The sequence below is a fragment of the Aquimarina sp. AD1 genome, from assembly GCF_003443695.1.
In the GTDB taxonomy this organism is placed as follows: Bacteria; Bacteroidota; Bacteroidia; order Flavobacteriales; family Flavobacteriaceae; genus Aquimarina; species Aquimarina latercula.
Map to the genome: position 1 here is coordinate 1,620,630 of NZ_CP031966.1, position 24,290 is coordinate 1,644,919.

Consider the following 24,290-nt stretch of genomic DNA (forward strand, 5'->3'; position numbering starts at 1 on the left):
AAAACAGACGTTTACGAAACAACTTTGTTACAGTATACAGTAAAAGCTATAACATTCATTGTTATAGCTTTTAAATATTATGCTCGTAAATTATTAAATATTTATCCTAGCTGCACCAGTAGTCGCCAATTTATTATCCTGAGTATATGCTATAACCGATAACTCATCTTTATCTGCTATCCAATCCGGAATCGACAATGTAACAGATCCAGAGATATCCTGTTTCACCAAACGACTAGCAACTATATTTGTGTTTTTCAAACTTCTATTTCGATTCTCTCCTCTACCAATCTCAGTGGTTCTCTCGGACACAACCAATGCAAATGTTACCTGATCAAATGAATCACCTTGGACTCCATAATCAATTTTTAGCGTATTAGTATCTCGTTCTACATTAGTAAACTTAATTACATTAGTTGTTTTTGATTTAGAATAATTACGTATTGCAGCCAACGCCTTGGAGCTATTAGATCCAGTGAAATGTTCACTACCATTAACAACTAATTGAGGAGTATATATAGATCTACTATTAAACTGTTGTGCATAATCCCTTTGATAATCACTAAACGCTTCTGTACTAAAAGGATCTTTCCATCCTAATCGATTCCAATAATCCACATGATAAGAAAGAACAAATACATTATCATTCTCGTATTTTTCATTAATCATATCTAATAATTCATCTGCAGGAGGACAACTGCTGCATCCTTGAGAAGTAAACAGTTCCATAACCACAATTGAGTTGTTATCACTCTGTGCCTGAACCACTGTAGTAATTATGAGCGTTAATAGTATCAAAAGGTTTCTCTTCATCTTGTTTATTTTAGTACTTTTAGATTCTATTATTTAGACGATGATGACCAAAAAACTTACAAGTTTTCTTTTTCTAGTGGCATTCTCTGGAGTTGTTTTAGCACAGGATATTGCAGTATTACAATACAATGGAGGTGGTGACTGGTATAGTAATCCTACCGCATTACCGAATTTGATTAGTTTTTGTAATCAGAATATTCAAACCGCAATGAGTGCCAAACCTAAAACGGTAAAACCAGAAAGTGTTGATATTTACCAATATCCATATATACATATGACTGGTCATGGAAATGTTTTCTTTACAGAACAAGATGCAGAAAATTTACGAAATTATCTATTGAGTGGTGGTTTTTTGCATATTGATGATAATTATGGAATGGAGCCTTACATAAGGAAAGAACTTATCAAAGTTTTTCCCGATCAAGAATTAGTAGAATTACCAGTATCACATCCGATATTTTCTGCTAAATATAAATTTCCACAAGGACTCCCTAAAATACACGAACACGATGGAGAAAGGCCTCAAGCATTGGGAATTACCTATGAAGGTAGACTTGTATTATTATTTACCTTTGAAAGTGATCTTGGAGATGGTTGGGAAAATCCAGAAATTCACAATGACTCCGAAGAAGTTCGTCAGAAAGCACTAAAAATGGGTGCTAATATTATCAAATATGCTTTTGAAAATTAATTAAATGCCAACGCAACTAACTCACGAAACCACAGTTTTTATCAAAAAACAATTCCCAATTACTTTGATCTGCGATAGCGTAAATTCTCCTGCTAATATCGGCAGTATTTTTAGAATTGCAGATAGTTTTGGTGTGGAACAAATTTACTTCTGTGGCCAAAACATAACTATTGTTAGTAAAAGAATGGAACGAACTGCAAGATCAACGTACAAAACAATTCCTTACCAACATCACGAGCATATTCTACCGCTCATAGACAACTTAAAATTAGAAGGATACAAAGTTGTTGGTTTAGAAATTACAGAAAACAGTGTACCGGTTTCGACAAAATTATTTTCTGTGAATGATAAAATTGCACTTGTTATTGGCGAAGAGAAATCAGGAATTTCTAAAGATGTACTAACAAAATTGATGAAAAGTATACATATCAATATGTATGGTACCAACAGCAGTATGAACGTTGCTACAGCTACCGGTATTGCACTGTATGAAATTACAAAACAATTGATGATTGATGATCAATAGTTATAAATGATCATATGTTTATCAATTAACTAAAGTTTGTTTAAAAATATAATTATGAATTCAAAAACAATCGCATATGGGATTTTAAGAGCCCTAGGAATCGTTGTCGGAGTAGTCATTTTACTTTGGTTTTTATATAAAATACAATCTATTCTTCTCTATGTTACTTTTGCTGCGGTAATTTCTTTAATGGGAAGACCGCTTGTGTTATTCCTAAAAAGACGATTAAAATTCAATAACTCACTTGCCGTAATATTTACACTTTTTATCACCATTGGTCTCTTTCTTAGTTTATTTCTCTTGTTTGTGCCTATCATTACAGAACAAGGACAATTGATCGGAGAAATTGATATAAATGAAGTTGGAGATGACCTAGATCGTTTAAACCAGGAGATCAGCGATTATTTTAATGTAGAAAAACTGAACTTTATAGAATTAATTAAGCAAACTGATTTAATGGAGTTCTTTGACTTAAAAGCGATTCCTGATGCTATCAATACCTTTTTAAGTGGTTTCGGAGCCTTATTAATCGGGTTGTTTTCTGTCTTATTTATTTCTTTTTTTCTATTAAAAGACAGTAAGTTATTGGAAAAAAGTTTGATGGTTTTTGCCAAAAAAGAAGATGAAACTAGGTTTATGCGTGCGTTTAATAAAATCAAAGATTTATTATCTAGATACTTCGTTGGCTTGCTACTACAGATATTTATACTATTCGTTTTATATACTATTTTATTATTGATTTTTGGGGTTCACAATGCCATTGCCGTTGCTTTAATTGCGGCTATTTTCAACTTAATACCTTACGTAGGCCCATTATTTGGTGGAGCTTTGGTATTAATCTTGGCCGCGACAAGTAATTTGGGGTACGATTTTCAATCTGTTATTCTTCCTAAATTAACCTATATTTTAATAGGATATATCGTAATACAGCTAATTGATAATTTCTTAAATCAGCCTTTGATTTTCGGGAACAGTGTAAAATCACATCCTTTAGAGATTTTCCTTGCTATACTTATTTTTGGTGCATTATTTGGAATTGGAGGTTTAATTGTAGCTGTGCCTTTTTATACAGCTATTAAGGTAATTGCAAAAGAATTTTTATCAGAGTATAAAATTGTTAAGCAATTAACTAAAGAATTGTAACGATTGAATAACAACGTATTACATAAGGAAGTACAGGATTTTATCTATAAAAAATCCAACGAACCAATAGATCTGACTAAGTTTATATTATCCGGTAGTCCTTATGATACTATAAGCGTACAAGAATTAGCCCAGCAGATTAATGGTAGACAAAAGACAAAAGACAAGTTACCACTATGGTATAAAACAAAGGATATCTATTATCCTCCTACCCTTAATTTAGAACAAACTTCATCAGAAGTCACGGCACTTTATAAAAGCAATTTAGTTACCGGCAATAGCTTAATAGATCTTACTGGAGGTTTTGGAATCGATGACTATTATTTTTCTAAAAAGGTAAAGCAAGTTATTCATTGTGAATTAAATACAGATTTAAGCGAAATAGCAGCTCACAACTTTAGAGCTCTGAATGCTCACAATATAGAAACTCACTCTGGTGATGGGTTAGAAATTTTAAAAAAACTAGAGTTTGTAGATTGGATTTACATTGATCCATCTAGAAGACATGACAGCAAAGGAAAAGTATTTTTCTTAGAAGATTGTTTACCAGATGTTCCATCTAATTTAGACCTATTATTTTCTAAAAGTGATCGCATACTAATCAAAACATCTCCTCTACTCGATATTCATTCTGGATTAAAATCATTACAATTTGTAAAGGAAATTCATGTTATTGCGGTAAACAATGAAGTAAAAGAGTTGCTTTGGGTATTAGAGAAAAATATCGAAACTGATACCCTAATTAAAACTATACAAATCAATAAGAATGAAAATCAGATATTCGATTTTTCATTAAAAGAAGGAAATAATACTTTACCTAAATTTTCTAATCCAAAAAAGTACGTGTATGAGCCTAATGCTGCCATTATGAAATCAGGAGGGTTTTATAATGTTTCAAAAAGTTTTGACCTAGAAAAACTCCATCAACATTCGCATTTATATACTTCTGATAATCTTATTAATTTTCCTGGAAGGAGTTTTGAAATACTTTCTGTGTTCCCCTATCAAAAAAAAATACTGAAGAAGGAAAAAATTACAAAAGCTAATATTACTACACGTAACTTTCCAGAAACTGTTTCCGAAATTCGTAAAAAATTTAAAATTAAAGATGGTGGAGACATCTATCTATTTTTCACAACGAATTGTAATGAAGAAAAAATAGTTTTAAAATGTAGAAAAACCTAAGTCAACATTTAATACTAACTTAAATGCTGACTTGGGTTTTTTAATCTATATTACAAACATATAGGCTAATCCTATTTAGAATCAGATAATTTTTCTATCATAAAGAAATTTTCATCTGATGTTTTTTTAATCTTGTAACTTTTATTTTCTAAAGAATACTTTAATTCTTCTCCTCTCACCATAATTACGAATCCATCATTTAATGGCATTATCTTAAAATCTTTATCTGCCTCTTTTAAATATGATATCTGAATTCTATTATCAAATGAATTGTCGTATTGATCATCTATGTTAATAACCTTTGTAATTCTTTCTTGAGCGTCTACACGTTCTTGATTTAACTTATATTGATCTTCTTTAGCTAATTTAATTGGATCTAACTCTTTATTCCATATAGTTACCTCATAAGGAATCGTCATATCACCTTTTTCATACTCGTATGTCTTTACGGTAGTTTCTTTGGTAATCTCCATATTGTGTTCTTGCGCAGTTGTGATTGCAAAGGTGAATAATAATAAAAATGGTATTTTATTTAAAATTTTCATGTTTCTGTTTTTGAAATTATTAATTACTAACTCTTTTCTTTCTTTTTATTTAGATATAAACGACATTAAATAAGCCGTTAGTTAGCATTAATCTTTTCATTTCTTTTTCTCAATGTTTCTAATTTCTTTTCGAGCGTTAGAATTACATCGTCTGCTTTTAAACTCATATCACCTACTAGCCCGTCGATTTCTTTTGAAAATTCAGTTTTTTGCGAATTAAATTTTGATGCTATTTCTTCAGAAATTTTATTAGCACGTTCCGCTAAATCATCTTTCGTATCTTTTACTTTTACTTTGATTCTCTTTCTTGTATTTTTACCAGTATCGGGTGCAAATAAAAGTGCGGTCACTGCTCCTAGTGCTACTCCTGTTGCTAATCCGATAATGGTGTTGTTGTTACTTGACATAAATAAGTTTTAAACGTTAAAAATTAGTTTTAAACGAATTTGAAAAATTCATACTAAATCATATATCACTATAATAAATAGCCCATATTAAAGTATTTTAAAATGTTGTCTGAAAAAAGTTAATCTGTAATAGAACTTACTAAGAAAGTAACTAACGTATTCTGTTAGTAACTGGAATATATTGCTACACGCAAAATATTCAATAACTTTTTAAGATTTCAAATTCTAAAGAATAAAAGTTCACTACTTTCTATCCTTGTATGCTGATTAATTAATCAACACTTTTAATATATGCCCTGTAGCGATTTTGTCAAGTGCTTTAACGGGTTTTAACCTTTAACAGGTCTTATTAACAAAAAAATATGTTAAAATAAAATTTAAATGTTATTTAATTTGGCAATATTTTCGATTGTTTTTATAAAATTGATATCAAAAAAACATTTTTAGATTTGTTGATTTCTCACAAATATTTGATTCTCTATTGCATGAATTACCAAACCAGCAATATTCTTAGATCCTGTTTTTACTAATAAATTATTACGATGTCCTTCTACCGTTCGTGGGCTAATAAACAATTGTTCTGCAATTTCTGTAGTTGTTTTCTGCTCACATATCAACTTTAGAACTTCCCTTTCTCTGCTGGTCAAATACTCACTATCTCTGGTTTTCTTTTTTGATTTTAAAGAAGCTTCTTCTAAAATGCTCATTACATTATCATCATAATAGAATCCTTTAATAGCCACTTGATTTATAGTATTTATAACTTCTGTAGGTGTTGCATTTTTGGCAAGGTAAGCAACAGCTCCCTGTTGTATCATGTTAATGATAAATGGCTTGCTATAATAACTTGTTAGCGCGATGATCTTAATTTCTGGGAATTTCTTTTTAACAATTTTAGTTGTTTCTACTCCATTAAGATCGGGCATTTTTAAATCCATCAAAATGACCTCTGGTAATTCTTTGGAAAGATTTAATTGTTTTACTAAATCATTTCCATTTTCTGCTTGTATGCAAATTTCTATATTATTCTCTTTATCCAGAATAAAAGTAATCCCTTGTCTAAATAATGTTTCGTCATCAGCAATAGCCAATTTTATAATGTCTTTCTTCATTTCTTAGGTTTTTTAGTGCTAATAGTAAACGTTGCTCCATTACCGACTTCACTCTGGTAAGAAAGTATCCCATTGAGTATTTCTACTCTACTTTCTATATTCTTAAGTCCAATTCCCTTGTTTATATTTATGGATTGTATGTCAAATCCTTTCCCATCATCAGAGTATTCTATAATTAGTTCTTTATCGTCTTCATTAATATTTAAAACTACATTAGCCGCCTCACCGTGTCGAACTGAATTATTTAATAACTCCTGAATAATCCTGAAAATATGCAATTCATTGTTTTTAGAAAAAAAATCATGGTATACAACAGTGTAATTTACTTTTAATTTTTTGCTGCTAATAAATTCATCACAAAGCTCTTCTATTGCAGCTTGCAATCCAAAATTTTCTAAAATTGGAGGTAATAAATTATGTGCTAATCTTCTTGAACTTTCTAGAGTTTTTGTAGTAACTGATAATATATGTTGTAATGTTTGTTCCTGTTCTTCTTTATTTAATTTGCCATCTATTAAGACATTGGTACTAAGACTAACCACATTTAGTTTGGCACTAATAGCGTCATGCAAATCCTGCGCAATACGTTTACGCTCTTCTTCTTGGGTTTCTATGGTACCGTGTATCAAATCTCTTTGATAAGAAATCGCCATATTCGCTTTTTCTAGCTCTGCTGCAACTATTTTTTTACGGGAAAAGAAAAAGAAAAGTACTAATGATACTGCCATTAACAGTAATACCATAATAGCTATTAAAATAACCACTATGATTTGGGAATCTTCTTGTAGTAATTCTTTCTCCATTCTATAAAGATTAGGATTTGGAAGATAATAAACAAAAAAGCATTTAATTTTAAGAGTAAAAGATAAGTTTTTTGAGGTATATTAATATTAAAAATTAAATTTCCAGAAGCGAAGATTAAAGTACTACAGATTAAATACAAAAATATCCCTATGTTAATTAATAAAAATTGAGGCTTTTTGTCTTTTAAAGAATCGTATAAATATAATAAAGAATATATCATCAGAATTGCCTGAGTCAAACTAATTCCAATTGGATTATACACAAAAAACAAGTTTAAATCGCTCAAATACTGATAACTCAAAAACGATAAAACTAAAATTAAAATAGAAATTACAAATCTACGCTTTAATAAGGTACTGTAAAAAATAGATAAAATTAGAAATTGTAATACTAAAAAAACATTATTTAAATATAAATTATTCTCGTGCAGGACACGGCTTATCAAAGTCATACTAGTTTGAATTATGCTAATAGTGACTAAAAAAAATGTAAAAACTTTAAAAGCCTTACTATTATGTAAGGCTCTTATATATAATATAGCATTTATGATTAAAAATATATTCCCAACATAAATTAGGCCTTTTAAAAAATACATTAATAAATTATATTAAAGGACTATTATTATCACACACTGGCGGACAGGGAGAAGTAACATCATAAATACCACTACTAGGGCCATCGCTTAAACCTGCTGATTTCCCATCTATCTTTCCATTAATAATATCTCTATATACTCCATCGATTTCTTGAGTACCAACTATTAATAACCTTTCTTCTACAGGGCCTCCATCCTCTGATCCAATAGCCATATATGCTCGTACATCTAATTTATTTTTAGAAGCTTTTTTCTGAGCCTTTGCTGCAGCTTTATTACCCAGAATACCCATTTCATTTAAAACTTCGATTAAATCAACAGCAGGTATCAAAAAAGCTTTACAATTATCAGGGCATTGTTTTCTCCATGCGGCTGTCCATTCTGCAGCTACATCTGATTTAACTGTATTCGCTTTGTCGGGATTGTGTTTTTTGTCTGGAATCATTTTTGTTTTCGATTTAAATTAGTAATATGATTAAAATAAGCTTACAAAATATGGAGTGTGGGTATGTAAATAAACATCTAACAAAAATCTTTTAGTAGATAATTCTAATAAAATAGATTTAAATTAAATGTCCCTAAATTTATAATAAATACAACTTAAATCGTGAAGTAAATATGAAAAAATTATTTACTTCATATAACAAAACCCTTCTTCTTACTGAAAATCAAACAAATAACTACTCATTATCAAAAACTCTGAATCAACCATAAATAAAAAAAGACCCAACAAAATCTAAAAAAAATGTTAGGTCTTAAATATATTATTATGTAATTTTAATTAGGATCACATTCTGGCGGGCAAGGGTTTGTAAAATCATACGCTGATCCACTATTTCCATTCTTAGTTGTTAATTGTATTTTACTATTTGTAACAGGTAAAAAAACCGTTGTTAGTTTATTATTCTTATTAAGTCCCCAAGAAAGATTTATAAACTCTGCTCTCTGATCAATCATATGAGAAACTACATTAGGTTCTATAGAGAAATGACGTACACGCATTCCACCAAAAGAAGTTACTTCATTTATGTCTTGATTTGACTTTTGACCCCAAGAATTCATATATTCAGCAGCTTCATCAAACCGTAAAATATGTTTCGCAACGGTAGGATCGGATATTAACTCTCTATTAAATCCGATAGTACTAATACCATTTAATTGATTGCTAATTTGTAAATCTTTATTCTGTTCCACCAATTCCTCTGCAAGAACATTACCGCTTACATCAATACTTATTATTTTAACAAGTAGTTCTTCGTCTATTACACCTGGTACGAACCGTATTTGATAGACATCTTTATGATCAAGGACGTTTTCTAATTGAGTAATAGAAATTGGATAATTCATTTCTTTTCCGGTAAAAATGCTTGAAAGATCTGCTTCTTGCCAGTTCTTAGCGAAGAGATCTTCTGTAAAAGATTGATTTTCGTTTTCTGAAACTGTTTCTTCTTGTTGGCAAGAAGTGGACAATAAAAACCCTAAAGCAATTAAGATTTGAGTGAAGTGTTTAATTTTCATTATAAACAGGTTTTAAAATTAGTATTATTTAAAGCTATAAAAAAAATCACAAATCCACTTATCTTAATGGGGAAATTTCAAAATAACAAAAAAAAGAATAACAATCACTTTCAAGAACTATGAGTAGTTTCTCTAGAATCTATAAAAGAAATTGGTTTACGACTCATCTCTGGGAATTTTTTAGCTTTTAATGCTTCTTTAGAATTCAATACCAAATCTGGTACTACTCTAAGGTTTGCTCGTAAATGTTCTTTTAACTCTTTTTGTCGTAAAGCACTTAGAGAATCTGAAATATGAATCAATAATTTATCGGTTCCTAAGTCGCCAATAACTACTTCAATTATATACATACCCAATCCTTCAAAACTTGTGAGTACCTCGATCACACTTTGCGGATATAAAGTAGTCCCTTTATACTTAATCATATGCTTCTTTCTACCCAAAACTGGACTTAAACGCATGGTTGTTCTACCACAGTTACAAGGCTCATGATGTGCTTGTACCATATCACCAGTAGTATATCGTAATAAAGGCATCGCTTCAATACCTAAGGTAGTAATCGCTAACTCTCCTACTTCACCTTTTTCTACTGCATTACCATCTTCATCTAAAATCTCTGCGATAATAAGCTCTGGGCGATGATGTCCCCCTCTATGTTCTGCACATTCTGTAAATGCAGTACTCATTTCTGTAGATGCATAAGTAGAATATAAATCTATGTCCCACTTCTCTTTAATCTTACTGCCTAAAGTATTTAAATTAAAATCCTGATCTCTTAAAGGTTCTCCGATACAAATCGCAGCTTTAACCGAAGAATTTTGATAATCAATCCCGTGGGCTTCCGCATAGGAAATTAACTTTAGTAAAAAAGAAGGCACTACCACTAAATAAGTAGACTGAAAACGCTCTATAGAATCCCATTGTAATTCTGGAATTCCTGATCCTACACGAACCATTGCTGCTCCTAACTTTCTGGTTCCCAAAAAGTATGCAAGACCCGCCATAAATCTTCTGTCCAAAGTAGTAGTCAACTGCACCACATCTGTTTTGGTTACTCCTGCTGTTTCGAAAGAAGTTGCTTCATTATACGCTAATCTTTGTAGATCTTTCTCCGTTAGTGCAAACGTAACCGGCTTCCCTAAGGTTCCAGAAGTAGTTACATAATCTACAATTTCTGATTTAGGAACACATAAAAAATCATCGTTATACGCCTGTAAATCGTCCTTAGTAGTAATAGGAAGTTTTTTAAGATCATCAACGGTTTGGATATCTTCTTTAGAAATACCTAGATTAGCAAACAATCTTTTATAATACGGAGAATATTGAATAACAAAATCGATTAACTCTAGAAGTTTTTCATTCTGAAGATTCGATATTTCCGCTGGTGTAGATTGTTCTATATGTTGAGTCATTAACTTATATTTTTCGTTCACACTTCCTAATGTATTTCTCTATATTCTTTACATCAGGAACTGTAGTTACCTCTCTTTTCTGTGCTTGTTTAAAAGCTATCAAAGCTTTCTTATATTCTTTTTGCACATAATAATATTCTCCTAGTATATAATACGTCGCCCAATAATTAGAGTTTAAGCTTTGAAATTTTAAAAGTTCGTCTTCTGAAATCTTTTCTTCATTATCAATAGCGCTTTCAATTTTTCTACTTAATATTCTAAATGCTTCGTAATTGGCATATGTTTTAGTATAAATAAACTGATCTTCGGGAACATTTAAAGATTCTGTAGCAATCACTATTTCTTCTTTTTGTTGTTTCATTCTTCCAAAAACATCATCAAGATCATAGGCTACAAATTCTCCCATCTGATATGGATTGGTAGAAACCCATACTTTACGTTCTTCAGGTTGAAAAACAATACCGTGGTGTGCTAGCATCTGATTCAATGCCTTTTCATTACCGTATCCTATCAATTTATCATCAAGACCATCTCTATTTCTCAATATTGCTACTGCTTTTTCAGGAGTTAACTTATCATTTTCGGATAGTAACTCTGTCATTCGCTGATATCTATAAAAAGAATGGCTCTCTTCTATAGCTTTTTGATTGCGTTTATCTTGTGTATAAGAATCACTCTGAAAATGATTAGAACAAATCAATTGGTTTGTATTTGGTACCTTATACACTCCAAAATTATCAGGAGAAACTTCTATCAGTGCGGCCCTTTTATCCTTAGCACTACCAATCATAATAGATTCTGAAACAAACACTTCTCTTTTCTTTGCTATTTCGATAGCTTCATCGATAGTAGACGCATATTGTAAAATCTCTCTTGTTAGAATCGATATTGGGGTCTTTGCTATCAATGGAATTTTAGATTTACCTGCATTAATAGTAACCGTTAGTCCTTCTTCATTCATTCCTGATAGTGCTCCCATCATTCCGGCCCATCCATAAGTCATAAATTTATAACCCTCAGAAGGGTTCATAAAAGTCACTAACTTTTCTTTAGAAAAGTCATCTCCCGCATAGAAATCAAAATTACGTCCTATTAACAATTTTCCATCAACTGTTTTGTCATCCCAAGCGGCAAAAGACGTACAACCGACTAACATCAAATCTTGTAATGCGTGCCCGATATCATGCGCTCCGTGCGCATATAACATTCTTACATAAGGTTCCGCAAAATCATTATAATCATTCGATGCATATCTGGAAACTCCATAAATTTCTGTTTTGTACTCTTCTGGAACATTCAAATGTAACTTTCGATTATACCAAGCTACAATTTTACTCAAGAATTTAAGGTAACTTTCTGAAGGAATCAATTCCGTTATTTTGCCGATAAAAGCATCTTCTTGAATTTTAATCAATTCTCGACTCAAACTTCCTGCTGCAACTCCTCGTTCGAGTGGCTTACCTTCTAAATACATTTCCCATAATCCTTGTTTATTCTTTCTAAGCAGATTATTGTTTAATGTAAAAAAAGTTTCACTGTGTTTTATCCGAGTAGTATCGACATTTTCTATTCCAGAAATATCTGGTTTTGCAGCCAATGATTTCTTAACACCACAGGAAGAAAACAAGATGACAATAGATATAAAGAAAATATGATAGCAAATATTTTTCATTATGACTCGGATAATTCTTTTTCTGCCAAAGTATCTTTTATTCTTTGTAATAAATGTTCTTTACCCACTAATTCTCCACAAGTAACTACTGCGCTTATCGTTACTCCCAGCACTCCGTGCATATTTAATCCTTGACCAGTAAATAACAAATTAGGAATCCGAGTTCTTGGTGATAAAAAGGATTTCATTGGATTATCTGCATCCTTTACAAAACCATACATAGAACCCTCATAACAGCCTATATAATCTCTATAAGAAAGTGGTGTAGAAGTATGAATAGATTTAATGCAGGATCTGATATTTGGGTATTTTTTTTCAATTTCTTTTAAATAAGCTTCAATTTTGCGTTGCTTAAATGCTTCATAATCTTCTCCTCTATCATTCTTTTCTGCAACAGTATTAAAGGTATGACTCCAAGGTTCCATTTCATCGAATCGCATATAAGCAATTGAAGTCAAATTTTCTGCATAACCTGGGTTTTTGAGATCTTCATTGGTCGTAAACATATATGCTTCTGGCCAATTCTCTTCGGCATAATCCTGAGTGGTCCATACTTGATCAAATGTTTTAGTATGGTAGTAGTTTTTATTGATATAAGGAAATGTTCCTTTTTCGAAAACTATATATAAACTGAAAGAAGAAATTATACTTTCTGTATTCTGAATTCTCTTATAATATAATTTTCTAAATCTTTCTTTACCAACAATCTGTAATGTAAGTTTTGGATCTACATTAGAGACAAAATTATCTGCATAAAAAGTATCTCCTTTGGTAGTGGATACAGAAACTAATTGATCTTCTTCGAAATTAAATTTATTTACTTCTTGGTATTTGTAAATTTTACCTCCAAGTGCTCTAAATCTTTTTACTAATAACTTAGCTATCTGACTTCCTCCCTGAATACATCTCCAAGCACTTTCCATGTATGAATTAACCGATAATGCATGAACATAAAATGGTGTTTTTTCTGGGTCTCCTGCATATAACAAATTAGAACCAGCGAGTACAGCTCTTAATTTTGGATCTTTAATAATACTATTTATATAATCCTTGGCCTTTAGTGTTAATAGATCTTCTCCATAATATCGATCTCCTTCATTTAAATTATACAATGGAAATCTATAACAAGTATCTTTTACCTTATCTACATACTCTTGAATCCCTTTTTTTTCTTCTGGAAAAAACTTTACTAGCTGTTTTACAAAATTATCATATCCCTGTGCATGTGGGTATTCAAATTCGTCATCATCAAAAGTAATGACATCATACGCATCGATATCCATTCTTTTAAGTTTTAGATCATCCATAATATCTAAATACTTAAAATACTGATATAGATTCTGGCCTTTATCTAAACCGCCTATATAATGAATTCCTGTATCGAAAATACTTTTATCTCTAACAAAAGTCTGTAAGTTTCCTCCGAATTGATTGTTCTTTTCTAATACACATACTTTCTTACCTTCTTTAGCAAGAATGTTTGCAGAAACCAATCCACCTAATCCACTCCCAATGATAATGACATCAAATTTTTCTTGCATGTGCTATATTCTATTCAAAACTGTTAATCCAAACTCTTGAACAACTACCTTAAATGTAGTTTTCAATGATTCGAAAAACAAATTATCTTCAGAGGTAACAATAATTCTTGTAATATCCTCTGACACTAAATTCTTTAAATGTTGTGGTTGTAATGGTGTAGTTGTATGTAACAAAAGTACATCAAATTTTGTCGATGTCAAATCTTCATCAGCCACAAATTCTATTTTATTCCTAACCGTTGTATAACAGTTTTTTGCCACACTCAATTTCTGAGGTTTAGTTAAAATTCCTTTTAATTTAGCATACGGCCTTTTAAAAGCTAGGTGTAAAAGAAATTGACCATAATCATCACTATAACAAATCACACGATCTTTTTGCTCTATAAAACTCGCTGTTTTATAATATTGTTCCTTATTTGCTAAGTAATCAATTTTTACTTCTCCAAAACAACTCTTGTATCTATAGTTATTTAATAATGCTTTTTTATAATAATCAATTCCTTCCAGATCATTTTGTAAAGTGGCATATTGCTCTTTAAAATACGAACTTATTTTTTTAGTTCTGTCTGTATACCCATCTCCAAACTCTTTATTATCTAATTGAATTCTTGGTAATATTTTTAATTGAATAGCTCCATCGTGAATAATAAAATCCCCCTTAGGAGAAACCTGTGAATTGCCATGAATAACAACTGGTAGTATATCTAAATTTAGCTCTTGAGCTAGATAGAAGGATCCTTTATGAAATCTACTCATTTTAGCGGTTTCTGTTCTGCTTCCTTCGGGAAATGCAATTAAAGAATATCCTTGTTTGACTTTTTCTCTTAAGTGTTCAACCCCTCCTTCTATACCAGAAGAAACTGGGTAAAATCCAGCTAATTTTGCAGCCCTACCAAAAACTGGATTATCATAAACCCAATCTTTCACTAAATAGATCAACTTAGGGTATAACATCCCTATAGAAATGATATCTAAGAAAGATGAATGGTTTGCTATAATAATACATTGCTTACTAAAATCTTCGTTTTCCGGATTATATATACGTTTTTTTACAAAAGGATTAGAATATAATACAGATCCCATTAACTTAGAAACCACTTTATGAAAAACAGCCATTTTCTTTTTCTTGCTCACCGGAAACCACGGAATAATAAGGCTACTCACTACGGAAACTATAAATCCGCCAATAATAAAATACCCAAAACTAAATATTGACCATAATGTTTGACGAATTCTAAGCGGAGTTAATCCTTTTCTTGCTCGATTAGTAATAAACGCTCTAAATAACATTGGCTGGATAGTAAATGAAACCAACACTGCCGATAGAATACCAATTAAGGATACCGTAGATATAGAACGTAAAGCAGGATGTTTTGCAAAGATCAAAACCCCAACTCCTAAAATAGTAGTAATTACGGATAACAAAATAGAGGTCTTATAGGTCGAAAGTTCCTTAACCCCATACGTATATTCCTTTATAAGTCCGTTCGTTATAAAAATGCTGTAATCTACACCCAATCCAAAAATAAATGTAGAAATGATTACATTAAAAATATTAAAATCAATTCCTAGCATTTTCATTACTCCCAATGTAATTACCCACGTAATAGCAATAGGTAATGCAGTAACCAAAGCAAGCATTGGGTCTTTATAAAACAACAACAGTAATAGGACTACAGCTATTAAGGAATACCCAATCAATGAATTAAAATCATTCTTTAGATTCCCTAACAAATTCTCATTCAACTGTTTCCTATCAATAACTACGGTGTTGGGAATCTTATTAAGTGAGGCATTAATCTCATCAGCTTTTTGATGATCAACTTTAATTGCCGAAACAACAGTAGAAAAATCCTTTTCACTAGTTACAAATTCATCGAGGTACAGTTCTTTAATATTTTGGTATTCGTTAAAACCAATTGGGTTAATTTCTTTATTTAATGCTGTATAAAATTGAGTGAATGTCTCTGGTTTAAAACCAAGAACCTTCCCTTTTTCTATTAATAAATTGGTTAAAGAATCTTTACGTTTTTTTGTCCAAAATTCATTCCAAAGAGCTATTTTCTCTATTTGAGCTTCCTTAGATAACACAATTCCTCCAACGGAGCTAAAGTTTATTAATTCATTATTTGATTTCTTTTGATCAAGAGTTTCAAATAATTTATTATTTGCGTTTAAAGCTTCATTTAATGAAGAACCATAAGAAACTAGATAAATTGATTTTGCTTTGTTATTGTTTATTCTATCCAGGTCTTCCTCTGCAGCCACCAACTCTTCCGGTTGATAATTCATGGTACTCAAATCTGTATTAAAGCCAACTTTATGAAAAAGAAATAATCCGACAATAAACACAATACTTATAATGGAAATTAAAACTTTATTTTTATGAAAATCTATTTGAGATATTTTATCTATAAAAGTTTTTCTATTTGTCTTTTTACTTTCTGAAAAACGATATACCTGTGGTATAAAAATTAATGCAAAAACAGATGCCCCAACTACACTTATTGCTGCAAAAATCCCAAGATCATTTAACGCTTCGGATTTTACAAAAATTAAACATAAAAATGCAACTGCTGTAGTAAGACTACTCATTATTACGGGCATAGAAACATCTTTATACAATTCTTTCACATTATTATTATTCCTAAAATGTGTAAGAATATGCAAGGAATAATCCAGTGTAATTCCCAACAAAACAGAACCTATACCTAAGGATATAGCGGAAATTTTTCCTTTGATCAAGTATAATAAAGCAATAGCTACAGTAGCACCAAATATAGTAGGTGCAAAAATAATAAGTGGTACTGCTAACTTACGATAAAAGAAAATTAGTATCAACAACAGTATCGTCATAGCAATACTAACTGTGAGTTGTATGTCGCCTTTTATCTGTTTAGCATTAGCTACTGCATACAACGTAGCTCCAAACAAAGTAGCATTGGTTGTTTCGGAATGCTTCTCATTAAGGTTGTTAGTGATTTTTTTTAACTTCTCTACAAAAATAGTATTCTCTCCTGTCTCATTTGTTGCTAATGCAGGAGTAAGAAATAACAACAAATTTTTCCTGTCTTTAGTAATTAAAAAACCATTGTATAGATCATAATTATCTCCTAACTGAAGTTGTGCAAGCTTTTGGAGTCCTATAGGTGTTAACGATAAAGGATCTTTCACAATATACTTCCTAGTAACAACACCTGCTGGAGAAATCACAGATTTATAATTACTCTCTATAACCCTAGCAATAGAATCTGGGTTAATCTTTTTATCTAAATTGTCATAATCATCTTTAGTAAGAAAAAAGGGAAGGTGATCGTATACAAAATCGTATAATTCCATCACATTATCATCCCCTACTTTGCCTTGTATTTTTTTTACATATTTAGAAAGATGCGTGTTTATAGAATCAATAAAGGTAGTAGCGTATTCTGTAAGATCATCAGGATTCTCCCCTTTGTTAGCAATATTGACTACAATTTTATCGGAGAACGAGACCGTTTTTAAAACTTTTTGTGTAACCTCTGATTTATCACTGTTAGGAATTAATCTAGTAATATCTTCCTCAAAACCTATACGGCTTGCCAGAAAGGCAAATATTGTAATACAGCCTATAATTATTGGCCAAGCAATTAATTTATTCTGTTTTATATATTGATATAATGAGAGAAATAATTTATGCATCTATTGCATTGCTTTTAGATTTCCGAGAGCTAAAATACAAATACGCAATGACTCCTGAAATTGATGAAACTAATGTTGCCAAAATAAAACTTCCTAAGACATATTGACCTAAACTTTTAAAAACATCGGTTCCTGATTTTATATCTTCAATATTTAAAGTTGCATCCATTTCTTTACCCATTGCAACTGCCCCTATCTGATAACTACCATAGATAATAAAAGGAATCAATGGAGGAATACTAATATTAGAAAACAAAAAGGCAATAGTTCTATTTAATTTAAGAGCGATAGCAAGCGATATGACTAAAATCGTTTGAAAACCCCACAAAGGTGCTATCCCAATAAAAAGACCCAAAGCTATTGCACTTGCTTTTTTTATTGGCGGATCATCACTCCTTAATACATTTTCTCTCCAATATTGCTTAAATCCTTTTTTTTTTACTCTATTAATAAGCCGTTTTGGTAAATAAAAAAACAAGGTCAAAGTAACCAACCATGTATTAAGAATACTAATACGCGTAAAATCTTTAAATGGTCTAAAGTGAGATACTCTTTCGGTTTCATCGTATAACACCTGCACTGGTATATTACGAACTTCTACATTTCTCCAAGCCAACTTAACGATTACTTCTATCTCTAATTCGAATTTTGTAGTAAAAAGTTTAAGCTTAGCAATCTCTTTAATTGGATACAATCGATATCCAGACTGTGTATCCTTCAGTTTTATGCCAGTCTCTATATAATACCAAAAATTAGAAAATTTATTCCCAAAACTGCTTTTCCCTGGCACTGAAGGATCATCCATATCTCTTGATCCTATTAACAGCAAAGAACTGTTTTTATCCTGTTTCTCTAATTGATCTAAAAACAGTGGTAAATCGCTAGGAAAATGTTGTCCATCACTATCTATAGTAATCATATAATCATACCCCAATTTACTCGCTTGCTTAAACCCTTCTCTAAGCGCCATCCCCTTTCCTTTATTTTCTGGAAAAGTTATAATAGTAAATTGATTCTGGTAATTTTCTAAAATACGAGAAGTATTATCTGTAGCACCATCATTAATTATAATGATACGATCCGTGTATTTCATTACTCCTTGGATAACTCTATCCAAAGTATTCTGATTGTTATATGTGGGTATGAAAACACAACAATTTAGTGTCTCGAAACGAGTATCATATAAAGTAGTTTCAGTCACAGTGCTATTTTTTCAGTTGCAAAAATAGTATAATTATATTTTGAATTATTACTGTACTGAAAATAATAAAAGAACTATAATGATTATTTGTTAAAAGCTTTAGAAGTAGACATAAAGCCCTTGATGAATTTTTTTAATTTAGGAGATGATATTTTTTCCACATTATTAGTCAAAAAATCCTTGTCTTCATCTATATCTTTATAATATCTAGTGATCTTGGGAGCACTGGTTTGCACGCTCAATCTTATCATTCTGAGCTCAATATTATTGGGTTCGGCCTCAATAGCAGTTTCGATTAACTTTTTACCTTTTCTAAAAAAGGAAATTTTATCCAGTTTTCTGTCTGCATAAGATGCTTTTAAAGTTAAAGCACATCCGTGATACGCGGATAAAACAGGTTTATTTTCGAAATTTATTTTCTGTGTAGTTTCAAAAAACTTATCTGTATTCTCTTTTGTATCTTTAGCATGTCTATATAAATTTCTTACTTCTGTAATATCCACCGTACTGGTATTTACAAAAAACAGACTCATAAACAATACTAAAGATTTCATACTCTACATATTATAATTTAACAAAAGTCAACACCACTTTTAGCGCTGTGGTATCATCATATTTTACGGTACTCTTTACCTTAATCTCTTCTTCAGAGTCCTTAAAATCATTCACTATTACTAAATCAGGAGTTTTTTCTGGATTAATCACTGCCATAAACTTCACATTAGAAGTCTTTTTCATAAACAAGCGACAATCCAGTCTATTTTCTGTTAACTCCTTAATGATTTGCAAAGTACAAACTCCTGGCGTAATTGGATTGCCCGGAAAATGACCTTTAAAGATCTCATTTTTTGGATTTAAAGTAATGGTCGTAGTTTGTATACCATCCCTTACAGAATCTTCGTTAATTTTATATAAATCAGCTATTAGCATGTTATTTTTTTAAGAAATTTAATTCAATATTCAATCTAATATTTTTATGATCAATAGATATATTATTAGCTAAATGATCCTCTGCGATATCATTAAACAGTACGATCACTTTTTCTTTTCTCTTTGTGGTATTAACTATCTTATCTAATTTCTGATCCGATAGATTGTAAAAATAATAATTACTGTACTTCCCTTTCTCATTTTTCAGAACATTATATGTATCATTATGATATCTTTGGACAGCCATACCTTTTTCTTTTACCAATAATGTAAAATCCTTTATTAAGGTATTTAAGATAATTTTTCTATCAAGTTGTTCTATAATTGAATGAATTTTATAGGATTCACTATCTATTTCAATATCAAAAAATGTACTCCCAAATTGTGATGTAAATACAATACGATGCTTTTGGGGAGCAATCTTTTTTAAAATAAGAATACCACTAAATTCATTTCCATAAACTGATATATCTGATTTATAAACATAATCAATTGTTTCGCTCGAAAAATATGGATTAACGACTTGATCTCCTGATTTCACCTCCGATTCTGTAAAATTTTCTACAGTTGCAACCTTGCAGCTAAAAACAGATATACATAATATACTAATGAGCAAATATCGCATCTGGTATAGGTTTATTTACAGATGTGTTCTCGAAATTGATAAGAGTATAATCTCCTGAAGGTTCTATTAGTTTAACACTAGAAACTAAATACTTATTTGATTCAAAATTTAAAACAATCTCCTTAAACATATTTTTTAAAGTTTGATCAATTGGAGATAATTTTGCGATAAAAAGTTCTTTGTTTTTAAAAAAACGTATGGAAAATTGAGTGTCATCTAGCATATCGCCACTAACACTCTTTGCTATCAAGTCATTTAATTTTTTAAAAACTTTATTAGACGCCAAATTAATATCGCTTTTCTTTCCTGCATCATTGATAAACAACTTTTTATCTTTAAAAATTACACTATATTCATACGGACTTGTATATGACCATTTAATAATATTTGGTGATTTAAAATACAGATCACCACTACTTTCTATATCGTTAGAAAGAAAATCTATATGTTTTAATTGTGTGAATGTGTTAACAATGGTTTTTGATTGCTTAGCACTTTTACTTACAGAGTTTTTAAAAGATGTAATCTCTGATGTCGAAAGCTCTACCTCTTGAGCTTGCAGGTAAGAACCACTTAGTAAAATAAAACCAAATAATAAAAATCTAAGCATATGCCTGTATTGAAAATAATTCATCTATCGTAACGGTTGTATAATTATTACTCTGCAAAAATAGCAACAATTGTTCCAATACTGTTAAAGTGATCAACTTTGTATCATGCAAAAGTATAACATCACCATTTTTAAGGTTTTTGGTTATTCTCTTTAATATCACTTTTTCAGAAGGAATTGTTGTATCAAAAGACCTCTTATTCCAACCAATAACAGCATGTCCAGTCTTTTTAACAGCTCTAGCGATATTGGGGTTTGTTATTCCATAAGGAGGCCTAAAAAGTAATGGTTTTTTTTTAGAAATCTTTTCTATCGCAGTATCCGCGTCTACTATTTCACCAATAAATTTATCCGTACTATATACATCAATAAACTTCCCGTGGGTAAAAGTATGGTTGCCTACAATATGTCCTTCATTAATAATTTTTTTAACAATATCGGGGTGTTTTTCTACTTGCTGTCCAATACAAAAAAAAGTTCCTTTGATATTGTACTTGCCTAGTATTTCTAAGATTTTAATTGTATTAATATCTGGGCCATCATCAAAGGTAATAGCAATCTTTTTTCCTTTTGTAGTTGGATTATTGTTTAAACTTTTAAGAAAATATCCTGCCTTTATATTAAGTACTCCGTAAGTGGTTATTACTACCCAAAGCAATATTAAGACAACAAAGGACCAAATCGGTAACTTATTGAAACTTATCGCCGTTATTATTAAAATACCAACGACTATAGATATAGTATTAACTAAATTTCTTATTAGCATCGTTGTAACAACGCAATACTATGATTTTTCCCAAGATATTGATTATAAAGAAGTACAGTATCATATTTATTAGCAACAACTTCATTTACCTTTAAAACATTTGGCACTTGATTGTTTTCAAATATTTTACAACCAAGCCAAAATCCAAAACTAGAAGCTACTGGATAATCTCCTATTAAGTGCTTATAACACAACTGCTCTTTATCAGAAAAAATCGAAGTTTGCAAATTTTCGTAATAATGATCAAAATTAATATCCCCGTTATTTCCTAATACCACAGCATCAATATCTTCGATGCTCATATTATGTCGAGAAATGAATGATATTATTGATGTTTTAATATCATCTGAAGAACCTTTACTAAGGGTTTCTACATCAATAATTTTTGCAAGACTTTTTTCAGTTTTATCAGAACCCAAAACCATAAATGTAGATCCTTCACTATTTACTGTTCCAGTCGTTTTAGAATTTAACAAGTTAATTACATCAATATTATCGTCTTTAATCTGACCATCCAATTTATGTAATAATGTTGAATTTTTAGCTACTTCATCAATACCTCCAACAAGAATTTGTTTTTCCGGCTTTTCTGACAACATCAATTGCGCATCCATAACAGAGATCTCAAAAGAAGCAGAACCTTGTACATAGGTAACATTATATGCTTTGCAACCTAATCCTAAAGCTACTTGTCCTCCAACTGTATTATGTGTAGACTGTATAAATAATGTTGGAGTTAAAAACTGCTCATCATTATTTAATACATTTTCTAAAAACTTTTCAGAATCTTGTTTACATCCCATTCCTGTACCTGTAATAATAGCATCAGGCATTTCTATTCCAGAATTATGTAACGCCATAGAAGCGGCTGTAACTCCCATCTTTACCGACTTAGACATACGTCTCATTGCCGCTGGTTTAATATATTCTTTATAATTAGGATCATGAGATCTAAATATAGACTCTTTATGAGAGATTATATCCTCTAAAAATGTTTCTGGATCTGTTGTTGGCTGTGCCGAAATACTGGCTATTCCATTAATATAGCAATCGCTCATTATTTTGTAAATATTAAAGTGGAACAATTACCTCCAAAACCAAAAGAATTTGATAATATGGTTTTCATTTCTTTGGATGCTAATTCCGTTTGTGGAACCAATGAAAACTCTTTCATTTTATTTTTAAAATTCAAATTCGGGAAAATTAAGTTTTCACGAAGAGATAGAAGTGAATACACAGCTTCTACAGATCCTGCTGCTGCTAATGTATGTCCTGTAAATGCCTTTGTAGAACTAAATACAGGAGTTTTTTCTTCTCCAAATATTCTGGTCATAGCTACTCCTTCTGATAAATCATTATTAGGAGTTGCCGTACCATGGGCATTTACATAATCAATTTCATTTGCAGTTATATCCGCTACTTTTAGCGCTTCATTCATTGCTAAAAAAGCTCCTTCTCCATCAGAAGAAGATGCAGTTTGGTGATAAGCATCATTTGCATTAGCCCATCCCGCTACACGTCCTAAAACCTTCTTATTTTCTTTTTCTACAATCGAATCACTCTCTAGCACCAAAAATGCTGCAGCTTCTCCTAGATTTAATCCTTTTCTGTTATCATCAAAAGGTGTACATTCTGAATCCGACAAGATCATTAAAGTACCAAAACCATTGATTGTGAACTTAGATAACGCATCAGTTCCTCCCACAATCATTCGATCTATTTTGCCCGCTTGAATCATTCTTGCTCCGAGCATAATTGCATTTGCCGCAGAGGAACAAGCAGTACTTATAGTAGAAACATATCCATTGATTCCTAAATGATTAGAAATAGATTGGGTAGTAAAACCTGCATGTTGCGCCTGTATAAATCTTCGATTATCTTCAATTTCTGTATAGCCAAGGTAATGCTTTTCTGTGGTATCCATACCACCTACACTGGTTCCTGAAACAAAACCAGTTCTATATTCGTTAACATCAGAAATCTGTGCATCTCGCAACGCTTCTTTTGCCGCAATAGCACCTATCATAGCAGTTCTAGAAAAACTATGTAACGGTTTTAACCCTAATTGTTTCTCCAGATCTTCATTGGTTTGTTTAATTTCACCAACCATGATTTGATCCTTATGACGAGTTTTCAACATCTCAATTCTGGAAATTCCAGGAGATACTGATTTCAAAGCATTCAAATTTTCTTCTACCGTATTTCCGATAGAAGAAATAATCCCCATACCAGTTATGGCAATGCCTTTATTCATATTATTTTGTACGGTGTTTTGAAATGTAATCAGCCATTACACTAATCGATTCAAATATAGCTTTACCTTCTTTTGGATCTTTTAGCTTAATTCCATAGTCTTTTTCTAATAATACAATTAGCTCAAGAGCATCAATAGAATCTAATCCTAAACCATCACCAAAAAGAGGATCATCATCTCCTATTTCGCTTACTTCTACATCTTCAAGACTTAATTGCTCTATTAATTTTTCTTTTAGCTCTTCTCTTAATTCAGCCAT

General features: G+C 31.0%; 24 protein-coding genes. 4 read left to right on the top strand and 20 right to left on the bottom strand.

What is annotated here, in order from left to right; genetic code table 11:
- Positions 1-93: 93 nt before the first annotated feature.
- Complete coding sequence (locus tag D1815_RS07355; RefSeq protein WP_027392723.1) at positions 94-813, bottom strand: thioredoxin family protein; 720 nt, start codon at positions 811-813, stop codon at positions 94-96.
- Between the two features lie 43 nt (positions 814-856).
- On the opposite strand from D1815_RS07355, the gene D1815_RS07360 reads away from it, so the two are divergent.
- From D1815_RS07360 to D1815_RS07375, 4 genes are read left to right on the top strand one after another with little or no spacing between them, the layout of a single operon-like run.
- Positions 857-1,504 (top strand): DUF4159 domain-containing protein, encoded by a 648-nt coding sequence (locus D1815_RS07360; RefSeq protein ID WP_118386488.1) that lies wholly within the window; start codon positions 857-859, stop codon positions 1,502-1,504.
- 4 nt (positions 1,505-1,508) lie between these two features.
- On the top strand, positions 1,509-2,030 hold the full coding sequence (locus tag D1815_RS07365) for a TrmH family RNA methyltransferase (RefSeq protein ID WP_118386489.1): 522 nt from the start codon (positions 1,509-1,511) through the stop codon (positions 2,028-2,030).
- A 54-nt stretch (positions 2,031-2,084) separates the two neighbouring features.
- Positions 2,085-3,173 carry an AI-2E family transporter gene (locus tag D1815_RS07370; RefSeq protein WP_108803142.1) on the top strand — a complete coding sequence of 363 codons (1,089 nt, stop codon included), beginning with the start codon at positions 2,085-2,087 and terminating at the stop codon, positions 3,171-3,173.
- 3 nt (positions 3,174-3,176) lie between these two features.
- On the top strand, positions 3,177-4,358 hold the full coding sequence (locus D1815_RS07375; RefSeq protein ID WP_118386490.1) for a class I SAM-dependent methyltransferase: 1,182 nt from the start codon (positions 3,177-3,179) through the stop codon (positions 4,356-4,358).
- Positions 4,359-4,429: 71 nt separating this feature from the next.
- On the opposite strand, the gene D1815_RS07380 is transcribed toward D1815_RS07375, so the two are convergent.
- The 19 genes from D1815_RS07380 to D1815_RS07475 all read right to left on the bottom strand — a co-directional run bounded on the left by D1815_RS07380 (position 4,430) and on the right by D1815_RS07475 (position 24,290).
- A complete protein-coding gene (locus tag D1815_RS07380; protein WP_118386491.1) occupies positions 4,430-4,903 on the bottom strand; it encodes a hypothetical protein in 474 nt (157 codons plus the stop codon).
- 77 nt (positions 4,904-4,980) lie between these two features.
- Positions 4,981-5,310, bottom strand: a complete 330-nt coding sequence (locus D1815_RS07385; protein WP_118386492.1) for a YtxH domain-containing protein — start codon at positions 5,308-5,310, stop codon at positions 4,981-4,983.
- Positions 5,311-5,753: 443 nt separating this feature from the next.
- Positions 5,754-6,422, bottom strand: a complete 669-nt coding sequence (locus D1815_RS07390; RefSeq protein ID WP_027392730.1) for a response regulator — start codon at positions 6,420-6,422, stop codon at positions 5,754-5,756.
- Positions 6,419-7,225, bottom strand: a complete 807-nt coding sequence (locus D1815_RS07395) for a sensor histidine kinase (RefSeq protein WP_118386493.1) — start codon at positions 7,223-7,225, stop codon at positions 6,419-6,421. The genes D1815_RS07390 and D1815_RS07395 overlap by 4 nt, the downstream gene beginning before the upstream one ends.
- A gap of 603 nt (positions 7,226-7,828) precedes the next feature.
- Positions 7,829-8,266 (bottom strand): hypothetical protein, encoded by a 438-nt coding sequence (locus D1815_RS07405; protein ID WP_118386495.1) that lies wholly within the window; start codon positions 8,264-8,266, stop codon positions 7,829-7,831.
- A gap of 332 nt (positions 8,267-8,598) precedes the next feature.
- A complete protein-coding gene (locus tag D1815_RS07410; protein WP_118386496.1) occupies positions 8,599-9,339 on the bottom strand; it encodes a hypothetical protein in 741 nt (246 codons plus the stop codon).
- Between the two features lie 110 nt (positions 9,340-9,449).
- Positions 9,450-10,751: a phenylacetate--CoA ligase family protein gene (locus D1815_RS07415; RefSeq protein WP_118386497.1), complete on the bottom strand. Its 1,302-nt coding sequence runs from the start codon at positions 10,749-10,751 to the stop codon at positions 9,450-9,452.
- 4 nt (positions 10,752-10,755) lie between these two features.
- Positions 10,756-12,423 carry a C45 family peptidase gene (locus tag D1815_RS07420; protein WP_118386498.1) on the bottom strand — a complete coding sequence of 556 codons (1,668 nt, stop codon included), beginning with the start codon at positions 12,421-12,423 and terminating at the stop codon, positions 10,756-10,758.
- Positions 12,423-13,964, bottom strand: a complete 1,542-nt coding sequence (locus D1815_RS07425) for an NAD(P)/FAD-dependent oxidoreductase (RefSeq protein ID WP_118386499.1) — start codon at positions 13,962-13,964, stop codon at positions 12,423-12,425. Before D1815_RS07425 ends, D1815_RS07420 begins: the two co-directional genes overlap by 1 nt.
- Positions 13,965-13,967: 3 nt before the next feature.
- Entirely contained in the window at positions 13,968-17,645 is a 3,678-nt protein-coding gene (locus tag D1815_RS07430) for an MMPL family transporter (protein WP_118386500.1), read from the bottom strand.
- Positions 17,638-18,846 (bottom strand): DUF2062 domain-containing protein, encoded by a 1,209-nt coding sequence (locus tag D1815_RS07435; RefSeq protein ID WP_233557609.1) that lies wholly within the window; start codon positions 18,844-18,846, stop codon positions 17,638-17,640. The genes D1815_RS07430 and D1815_RS07435 overlap by 8 nt, the downstream gene beginning before the upstream one ends.
- An 83-nt stretch (positions 18,847-18,929) precedes the next feature.
- Positions 18,930-19,400 (bottom strand): hypothetical protein, encoded by a 471-nt coding sequence (locus D1815_RS07440; RefSeq protein ID WP_120650379.1) that lies wholly within the window; start codon positions 19,398-19,400, stop codon positions 18,930-18,932.
- Positions 19,401-19,410: 10 nt separating this feature from the next.
- Positions 19,411-19,776, bottom strand: a complete 366-nt coding sequence (locus D1815_RS07445) for a 3-hydroxyacyl-ACP dehydratase (RefSeq protein ID WP_108803130.1) — start codon at positions 19,774-19,776, stop codon at positions 19,411-19,413.
- A gap of 1 nt (position 19,777) precedes the next feature.
- Positions 19,778-20,401 carry a hypothetical protein gene (locus D1815_RS07450; RefSeq protein ID WP_035085071.1) on the bottom strand — a complete coding sequence of 208 codons (624 nt, stop codon included), beginning with the start codon at positions 20,399-20,401 and terminating at the stop codon, positions 19,778-19,780.
- Positions 20,382-21,011: an outer membrane lipoprotein carrier protein LolA gene (locus D1815_RS07455; protein ID WP_027392742.1), complete on the bottom strand. Its 630-nt coding sequence runs from the start codon at positions 21,009-21,011 to the stop codon at positions 20,382-20,384. Before D1815_RS07455 ends, D1815_RS07450 begins: the two co-directional genes overlap by 20 nt.
- Entirely contained in the window at positions 21,004-21,777 is a 774-nt protein-coding gene (locus D1815_RS07460) for a polysaccharide deacetylase family protein (protein WP_118386502.1), read from the bottom strand. The genes D1815_RS07455 and D1815_RS07460 overlap by 8 nt, the downstream gene beginning before the upstream one ends.
- Positions 21,771-22,835 carry a beta-ketoacyl synthase N-terminal-like domain-containing protein gene (locus tag D1815_RS07465; RefSeq protein ID WP_118386503.1) on the bottom strand — a complete coding sequence of 355 codons (1,065 nt, stop codon included), beginning with the start codon at positions 22,833-22,835 and terminating at the stop codon, positions 21,771-21,773. Before D1815_RS07465 ends, D1815_RS07460 begins: the two co-directional genes overlap by 7 nt.
- The gene (locus D1815_RS07470) at positions 22,835-24,031 is read right to left on the bottom strand and encodes a beta-ketoacyl-[acyl-carrier-protein] synthase family protein (RefSeq protein WP_118386504.1); all 1,197 of its coding nucleotides are present in this window, start codon (positions 24,029-24,031) and stop codon (positions 22,835-22,837) included. The genes D1815_RS07465 and D1815_RS07470 overlap by 1 nt, the downstream gene beginning before the upstream one ends.
- A 1-nt stretch (position 24,032) precedes the next feature.
- Entirely contained in the window at positions 24,033-24,290 is a 258-nt protein-coding gene (locus D1815_RS07475; protein WP_027392746.1) for a phosphopantetheine-binding protein, read from the bottom strand.

Coding starts and splice junctions, on each gene's coding strand:
- D1815_RS07355 (WP_027392723.1), bottom strand. CDS start 813: ATGAAGAGAAACCTTTTGATACTATTAACGCTCATAATTACTACAGTG.
- D1815_RS07360 (WP_118386488.1), top strand. CDS start 857: ATGACCAAAAAACTTACAAGTTTTCTTTTTCTAGTGGCATTCTCTGGA.
- D1815_RS07365 (WP_118386489.1), top strand. CDS start 1,509: ATGCCAACGCAACTAACTCACGAAACCACAGTTTTTATCAAAAAACAA.
- D1815_RS07370 (WP_108803142.1), top strand. CDS start 2,085: ATGAATTCAAAAACAATCGCATATGGGATTTTAAGAGCCCTAGGAATC.
- D1815_RS07380 (WP_118386491.1), bottom strand. CDS start 4,903: ATGAAAATTTTAAATAAAATACCATTTTTATTATTATTCACCTTTGCA.
- D1815_RS07385 (WP_118386492.1), bottom strand. CDS start 5,310: ATGTCAAGTAACAACAACACCATTATCGGATTAGCAACAGGAGTAGCA.
- D1815_RS07390 (WP_027392730.1), bottom strand. CDS start 6,422: ATGAAGAAAGACATTATAAAATTGGCTATTGCTGATGACGAAACATTA.
- D1815_RS07395 (WP_118386493.1), bottom strand. CDS start 7,225: ATGGAGAAAGAATTACTACAAGAAGATTCCCAAATCATAGTGGTTATT.
- D1815_RS07405 (WP_118386495.1), bottom strand. CDS start 8,266: ATGATTCCAGACAAAAAACACAATCCCGACAAAGCGAATACAGTTAAA.
- D1815_RS07410 (WP_118386496.1), bottom strand. CDS start 9,339: ATGAAAATTAAACACTTCACTCAAATCTTAATTGCTTTAGGGTTTTTA.
- D1815_RS07415 (WP_118386497.1), bottom strand. CDS start 10,751: ATGACTCAACATATAGAACAATCTACACCAGCGGAAATATCGAATCTT.
- D1815_RS07420 (WP_118386498.1), bottom strand. CDS start 12,423: ATGAAAAATATTTGCTATCATATTTTCTTTATATCTATTGTCATCTTG.
- D1815_RS07425 (WP_118386499.1), bottom strand. CDS start 13,964: ATGCAAGAAAAATTTGATGTCATTATCATTGGGAGTGGATTAGGTGGA.
- D1815_RS07430 (WP_118386500.1), bottom strand. CDS start 17,645: ATGCATAAATTATTTCTCTCATTATATCAATATATAAAACAGAATAAA.
- D1815_RS07440 (WP_120650379.1), bottom strand. CDS start 19,400: ATGAAATCTTTAGTATTGTTTATGAGTCTGTTTTTTGTAAATACCAGT.
- D1815_RS07445 (WP_108803130.1), bottom strand. CDS start 19,776: ATGCTAATAGCTGATTTATATAAAATTAACGAAGATTCTGTAAGGGAT.
- D1815_RS07450 (WP_035085071.1), bottom strand. CDS start 20,401: ATGCGATATTTGCTCATTAGTATATTATGTATATCTGTTTTTAGCTGC.
- D1815_RS07455 (WP_027392742.1), bottom strand. CDS start 21,011: ATGCTTAGATTTTTATTATTTGGTTTTATTTTACTAAGTGGTTCTTAC.
- D1815_RS07460 (WP_118386502.1), bottom strand. CDS start 21,777: ATGCTAATAAGAAATTTAGTTAATACTATATCTATAGTCGTTGGTATT.
- D1815_RS07465 (WP_118386503.1), bottom strand. CDS start 22,835: ATGAGCGATTGCTATATTAATGGAATAGCCAGTATTTCGGCACAGCCA.
- D1815_RS07470 (WP_118386504.1), bottom strand. CDS start 24,031: ATGAATAAAGGCATTGCCATAACTGGTATGGGGATTATTTCTTCTATC.
- D1815_RS07475 (WP_027392746.1), bottom strand. CDS start 24,290: ATGGCTGAATTAAGAGAAGAGCTAAAAGAAAAATTAATAGAGCAATTA.